This window comes from uncultured Rothia sp., assembly GCF_963555405.1.
GTDB lineage: Bacteria > Actinomycetota > Actinomycetes > Actinomycetales > Micrococcaceae > Rothia.
In genome coordinates, this window is the sequence record NZ_CAUVVO010000001.1 from 352,957 (window position 1) to 359,342 (window position 6,386).

General features: G+C 62.8%; 6 protein-coding genes. 3 read left to right on the plus strand and 3 right to left on the minus strand.

The window, feature by feature from the left end:
• The first annotated feature begins 113 nt into the window (after positions 1 to 113).
• Positions 114 to 1,535, plus strand: a complete 1,422-nt coding sequence (locus RWL87_RS01440; RefSeq protein ID WP_313968643.1) for an MFS transporter — start codon at positions 114 to 116, stop codon at positions 1,533 to 1,535.
• A gap of 133 nt (positions 1,536 to 1,668) precedes the next feature.
• Complete coding sequence (locus RWL87_RS01445) at positions 1,669 to 2,622, plus strand: histidine kinase (RefSeq protein ID WP_313968644.1); 954 nt, start codon at positions 1,669 to 1,671, stop codon at positions 2,620 to 2,622.
• 104 nt (positions 2,623 to 2,726) lie between these two features.
• Here the strand turns inward: RWL87_RS01445 and RWL87_RS01450 are convergent, their stop codons facing one another.
• The 3 genes from RWL87_RS01450 to RWL87_RS01460 form a co-directional block, all read right to left on the minus strand.
• A complete protein-coding gene (locus tag RWL87_RS01450; RefSeq protein WP_313968645.1) occupies positions 2,727 to 3,833 on the minus strand; it encodes a UDP-N-acetylmuramate dehydrogenase in 1,107 nt (368 codons plus the stop codon).
• A 272-nt stretch (positions 3,834 to 4,105) separates the two neighbouring features.
• The gene (locus RWL87_RS01455) at positions 4,106 to 4,567 is read right to left on the minus strand and encodes a MaoC family dehydratase (RefSeq protein ID WP_313968646.1); all 462 of its coding nucleotides are present in this window, start codon (positions 4,565 to 4,567) and stop codon (positions 4,106 to 4,108) included.
• Complete coding sequence (locus RWL87_RS01460; protein ID WP_005504824.1) at positions 4,567 to 5,019, minus strand: MaoC family dehydratase N-terminal domain-containing protein; 453 nt, start codon at positions 5,017 to 5,019, stop codon at positions 4,567 to 4,569. The genes RWL87_RS01455 and RWL87_RS01460 overlap by 1 nt, the downstream gene beginning before the upstream one ends.
• Positions 5,020 to 5,207: 188 nt before the next feature.
• Between RWL87_RS01460 and RWL87_RS01465 the strand changes: the two genes are divergently transcribed.
• Positions 5,208 to 6,209 (plus strand): LLM class flavin-dependent oxidoreductase, encoded by a 1,002-nt coding sequence (locus RWL87_RS01465; protein WP_313968647.1) that lies wholly within the window; start codon positions 5,208 to 5,210, stop codon positions 6,207 to 6,209.
• Positions 6,210 to 6,386 lie beyond the last annotated feature (177 nt).

The following is a 6,386-nucleotide window of genomic DNA, read 5'->3' on the forward strand; positions in this document are numbered from 1 at the left end:
ATTTCAAAGTTTTTTCGTTTCAATAGTGTTCAAGTCGAAAGTACCTTTATACACTGTAATGGAACAATTCACCCGGCACTTGTGCCTAAACACTAAGGAAGCGACCCACTACCGTGTCCTCCTCACGTCCCGCATCGACGGACTCACACCGCACCAACGCCGCTGCGCCCGCCAGCACCACTGCACCCACCGCGGAACGCACGGCACCTCCCACGCTCAATGAGCGCCTCGAAAACCTCCCCTTCACCCGCGCCCACGGCAAGCTCCTGGGCATCTCGGGTCTCGGCTGGGCACTGGACGCCATGGACGTCGGCCTCATCTCCTTCGTCATGGCAGCCCTCATCAAGGAATGGCATCTGAGCCCCACCGAAGCCTCCTGGCTCGGATCCATCGGCTTCGCCGGCATGGCGCTCGGCGCAACCTTCGGCGGTCTGCTCGCCGACAAGCTCGGCCGCCGCTACATCTTCGCACTCACCCTGCTGATTTACGGTCTGGCGACCGGCGCCTCCGCGCTTGCCACCTCCCTGGGTGTGTTGCTCGTCTTCCGCTTCCTGGTCGGCCTGGGACTGGGTGCGGAACTGCCGGTGGCGTCCACCCTGATTTCTGAGTTCTCGCCGCGCGCTATTCGTGGCCGCGTCGTGGTCGCCCTTGAGGCGTTCTGGGCTGTCGGCTGGATTCTCGCCGCGCTCATCGGTACTTTCGTTGTTCCCCAGGCGAACGGCTGGCGCTGGGCGCTTGCCATCGGCCTGGTCCCCGCCATCTACTCGCTGGTGATTCGCTTGGGAACTCCCGAGTCCGTGCGCTTCCTGGAGTCCGTCGGCAAGCACGATGATGCGCGCCGCGTCGTCGAGCGTTTCGAGGCGTCTCCCGCTCTCTTCCCCAACGCTAAGAAGGCCGAGGACTCCGCGGAGCACGGCGCCGTAGAAAGCGCCGACAACGCCGAGTCCGCCAAGGTCCACTCCATCTGGGCTGCCGGTCAGCGCCGCAAGACCATCGCCCTGTGCGTCATCTGGTTCTGCATCAACCTCTCCTACTACGGCGCGTTCATCTGGATTCCGACTCTGCTGAGCGCCCAGGGCTTCAGCCTCGTCAAGTCCTTCGCGTTCACCCTGATCATGACCCTCGCTCAGCTGCCCGGCTACGCGGTTGCCGCCTACCTCATCGAAAAGTGGGGCCGCCGCGCAACCCTCGCCGCGTTCCTGCTCGGCTCCGCCCTCGCAGCGGCTGGCTACGGCATGGCGCATGCCGAGGTATTCATCATCCTCGCCGGATGCTTGCTTTCCTTCTTCAACCTCGGCGCGTGGGGTGCCCTCTACGCCCTGAGCCCGGAGATTTTCCCGACCCACCTGCGCGGAACCGGCACCGGTGCCGCCGCCGGTATTGGTCGTATCGCATCCATCGCGGCGCCGCTCATTGTGCCGCCGCTGGTCGCTTTCGGTGGAACTCCGCTGCTCTTTACGCTCTTCTCCACCGCGTTCCTGGTAGCGGCAACCACCGTGTTCCTGCTGCCTGAACGCCGCGGCGAGTCCCTCTAAACGAGCCGCCCACCCTACACTATGAGCTGTCCTTTCTGAACACTCTTTCCGAGCATTCAGAAAGGACAGCTCATTTGTCATAAAAGCCGCGTATCCATGCACTAAAACCTCAAACTATGAGAGGATACGTTCTATGCTCGATTCCTTCCTCTCCAGCCCCTACCGCACGGAGTTCAGCCCCTGGCCCGTCAGCGAACACTACGCCGCCGAACGCGCCGGTAGTGTGCCCGAAGCCATGCTGCTACCGGGCGAACTCACCGTGCACCGTAGCGACGGGGCAAGCATGAGCTACTACCTGGACTGGCCAGAGGAATTCACCGAATACACCCGCGCCATCCCCCTGCGCCCACGCAGCAAGAACGGCTACCCGCAGGACTTCGTACTCAGCGTTGCCGTACGCGACGGTCAAGCGGTCTTCACCGCCACCGCCCTCAGCTTCTGGGAGCAGCGCGACGGCCGCCCCCACGATCGTGAGCCCATCGCTCGCGGCTACGTGGATGTGGCGTCCTACGAATCCTGCGAGAAGTACGCAGGCAATTCCGTAGCCCTCATCGGCTGGGATATCGCCGACCTCTACCCCGCACGTATGGCGCTCATCCGCGCCCTCTGCGAAGGAATCGCCAGCAGCATCACCATGGGTCCCCGAGTCCTCGCGGACGGCGAGGTGCAGGTCGACCACAAGGACGGGGACCTGTTCGCCCTGCACGTGAACGCGGTCAGCACGGTAGGTGGCATGGTCCGCGCCCTCGTCATCGAGCAGGATCGTGTGCCCAGCGGTGTGTCTACCGATGCCTCGGAGCGTACCGACCTGCAGGCGCGCGCCTACTACGCTAATGTGCTTTCCCCCGTTCCCGGCGAGTTCGGCAACATTGTCTGGTCGCATAGCGAGGACGCGGAATACTACCCGTACCGTCCCACGCGTCACAAGCCGATTTTCCACGCCCCCTGCCCGCCGCAGAAGCTTCCCCTAGCGGTTCAGGTGCTAATGGAACACCTTCCTGCCGCTCCCCTGGCAGCAACGCGCACAGCGCCCAAGCGCAGGCCTTACCTGCCGGGGCAGGCACGCATCTCCTCGCCCCGCCACTAGCTACGGCGGGTCAATAAAACGCTTCGGGCGGTCTCTGTTGATGAGACCGCCCGAAGCGTTTATTCTATGTGCTCTCGCGCTACGAGGGGCGAGAAGTTTAGCGTTTAGATTTCGCCATTGACCACAACCGGCTCAGGCACCAGGGTCACGCCGAAACGCTCACGCACGCCGTCACGCACAGCGCGAGCAATAGCGAAGATGTCCTCGGCGGATGCGCCGCCGCGGTTGGTAATCGCCAGGGTGTGCTTGGTGGACAGGCTCGCGCGGCCCTGGGCGATTTCGCGGGACTCGCCCTCCAGGCCGAAGCCCTTATCGAAACCGGCGTGTTGAATCAGCCACGCCGCCGAGAGCTTCACGCGATCCGGGTCCTCGACTCCCGCGGTGAACGGGGAAGTCTTCACAACCACCGGGAAGTTCGGGGCACCCTCGGGCAGGGACTCCAGGGTCGAGCGGGGCACAATCGGGTTGGTGAAGAAGGAACCGGTCGAGAAGGTGTCACGGTCCTCGGGGTTGAGCACCATGCCCTTGGAGCCGCGCAGCTGAAGCACCTTTTCACGGACCAGCGCGGAGTCGGCACGCTCGCCGGGCTCAACGCCCAGGCTCTTCGCCAGCTCGGCGTAGCGAATCGGGGAAGAGAGGTTGCCGAGGGTGAACTGGAAATCAACAGTCAGCACCACGTAACGGGGCGAGCCGTTGACGGTTGCGCGCTTGAGTACCGAGTCGCGGTAGCCGAAGCGCAGGTCTGCGCTCGCGAAGGTCTTCCGAGTGTTCTTTTCACGGTCCCAGGTGCGTACGGAGGCGATGAACTCGCCCACCTCAACGCCGTATGCGCCGACGTTCTGCACGGGGGTTGCGCCCACGGTGCCGGGAATGCCGGAGAGAGCTGCGGGGCCGACCCATTCGTTCTCGATGCTGAGCTTGACGAAGTCGTCCCAGATGGTGCCCGCCTGCACGCGCACGTTTGCGCCGCCGCACGCGGGGATGGGCAGCTTCTCCACGCCTTCGGAGGCGATGTGCACGACGGTTCCGTTGAAGCCTTCGTCGGAAACCAGCAGGTTGGAGCCGCCGCCCACGATGAGGACGGGCTCGCCTGCGGCGTCTGCAGCGGAGACTGCTTCGATAATTTCTGCTTCGGAGGTGGCACGGACGTAGGTCTTAGCGGGGCCGCCTACCTGGGCGGTGGTCAGTTCGCTCAACAGCTTTTCAGTCATAGGTTAAGAATACCGGTCGTTGTGCGGGGTCAACACCCGCCACGCGTTAAAGTCACGAAAACCTTATGGTGATTTTGCCTTCATTTTCCGCCGTACCTTTCTCAGAAAAGACCGCACCTTTCTCAGAAAAGAAAACGCCACCACCCGCCGATAAGCACACGAAAGCGGTAAGCGCGCAAAAGCCCCGACACCACCGCATCGGGTAGCGTCGGGGCTTTCACGCAGCTATCTGCAAACGCAGAAACTCCATGCCGAGAGACTAAGCTGAGAGACTACGCCGAGAGACGAACCACAGCCTGGCTCTTCATCAGAACCTTCTGCTCCTTGCCCTCCTCGTCACGCGCGGTGACGATCAGGTCAATGCGGGCGGTGCGCTCCTCCTCATTCAGAGCACCCACCTTACCGCTAATGGTCAGGGCGTTCGTGGGGGTGTCGGGGTTTTCGCCGCCGGGCGCATCCGCCACGGGAACGGGCTTGGTGAAGCGGGTCTGGTAGTCCACAATCGCGCCGGGGTCGCCCACCCAGTCGCTCACGAGCTGCACGGCGGTACCCATGGTCAGCATGCCGTGAGCAATCACGCCGGGCAGACCCACCGACTGGGCAAAACGCTCATTCCAGTGAATCGGGTTGAAGTCACCGGAGGCGCCAGCGTAACGCACCAGCGAAGCGCGGGAGAGCTCCACGGTACGCGAACCGATTTCCTGGCCCTTTTCAAGATCTTCAAAACGCACCATTAGTTCTCCTCCTCAGCACGAACCAGCAGCGAAGAAATGCAGGTGGTGACCGGCTCGCCCTGCGCGTCAACGATTTCTTCGCGGGTGGTCAGCATAGCGCCGGCACCCATGACGCGCACGGAGTCCACGTGAACTTCGGTGCGCAGCTCATCACCGGCAACGATGGGGCGGTGGTGAGTGAAGCGCTGGTCGGCGTGCACCACGCGGGAGAAATCAATACCGGCGGAATCGTCGTTGATGAGTGCCGCGTCGGCTGCCTGCGCCAGGATAATGGCGAAGGTCGGCGGGGCAATCACATCTGCGTACCCTGCCGCGCGGGCTGCCTCAACGTCGTGGTGGAGGGGGTTTTCTGCGTGAACTGCTCGGGCAAATTCGCGGATCTTTTCACGGCCGACAACGTAGGTGTTCTCGGACGGGTAGACCCTGCCCACAATCTCAGGGTTAATGCTCATGGTTTCAGTCTACAGCTCTTGTGCACAGTGTTCAGCTTGGGCGCACAGAGTGGACGTATAGAGATTACAAGCAGTATTTCTTAGCATTATTTACCTACTAGCGAAGGCGCGCAATGTGCCCCTACACTTCTCGCCCAGGCGAGAGTAGGCTGAACGGGTACCCGCAATCTACTTCAGAAGGAAAACTTGTGTCTTCTAACGTAAAAATTTCGGTCCTCGACCTGATGCCGCACCGCTCCGACCAGAGCCAGCACCAGACAATGCTCAACACCATCGACGCGGCGCGCGCGGCTGAGTCCTACGGCTACGAGCGTTTCTGGGTCGCTGAGCACCACAACGCCGGCTCCCTGCTGTCTTCGGCGACCGTGGTGGTCATGGCGGAGATTGCCGCCGCAACCGAGCGCATTCGCGTGGGTTCGGGCGGCATCATGCTCCCCAACCACGCACCCTACGTGGTGGCAGAGCAGTTCGGCACCCTCAACGCCTTCCATCCGGGCCGCATTGACCTGGGTGTGGGCCGTGCACCCGGCACCGACCCGATGACCGCTGCCGCCCTGCGCCGCGACGATTCTGCCGCCATGAGCTTCCCCGCCGAGGTGCAGCAGCTGCAGCGCTTCCTGGGCGAGCCCTCCCCCATGCACCGCGTGCACGCCATCCCCGGTCAGGGCTCGAAGGTGCCCCTGTACATTCTGGGTTCTTCCCTGTTCGGTGCGCAGCTTGCCGCACAGCTGGGCCTGCCCTACGCCTTCGCTTCGCACTTTGCCCCCGCCATGCTGCAGGAGGCGGTGGATACCTACCGCGCGAACTTCAAGCCCTCCGATCACCTGGAGCAGCCCTACGTCATGGTAGGTGCCACCGCAATGCTCGCTGATACTGACGAGCGCGCCCGCTACCTGTACACGAGCCAGCAGCAGCACTTCCTGGGCGTGGTGCGCGGCAACCTGTCGTTCGCGCCTCCCGTGGAGGATATGGACGCTATCTGGACCGATGCCGAGAAGATGCACATTGAGCGCATGACCGCCGAGGCGATTGTAGGCTCCCCCGCCACCGCCCAGGCTCGTATTGAGGACCTGGTGGCACGCACGGGCGCTGACGAGCTGATTGTCATGACCGAGGCGTGGGAGCACGAGGACCGCCTGCGTTCCTACGAGCTGCTCTCCCAGCTGCCGGTGGTAAGCCGCGCCTCCTAACGCTTTCGTAAGAGCATAAAGATGAAGCCCCCGAGTTCTTCTCGGGGGCTTTGCTATACCCGGCATCGAGTCGTGCGCTAAGCACCTGCGTGTACCGGTTTTGGGCAGGCAAAATAGGCGGGCAAACAAAAAAGCCTGCCTCCGAAGAGACAGGCTTATCTGAGCCCCGACCGGGAA

Bases quoted from the DNA above. Each gene is read 5' to 3' on its own strand.
- RWL87_RS01445 (WP_313968644.1), top strand. From the start codon at position 1,669: ATGCTCGATTCCTTCCTCTCCAGCCCCTACCGCACGGAGTTCAGCCCC.
- RWL87_RS01450 (WP_313968645.1), bottom strand. From the start codon at position 3,833: ATGACTGAAAAGCTGTTGAGCGAACTGACCACCGCCCAGGTAGGCGGC.
- RWL87_RS01455 (WP_313968646.1), bottom strand. From the start codon at position 4,567: ATGGTGCGTTTTGAAGATCTTGAAAAGGGCCAGGAAATCGGTTCGCGT.
- RWL87_RS01460 (WP_005504824.1), bottom strand. From the start codon at position 5,019: ATGAGCATTAACCCTGAGATTGTGGGCAGGGTCTACCCGTCCGAGAAC.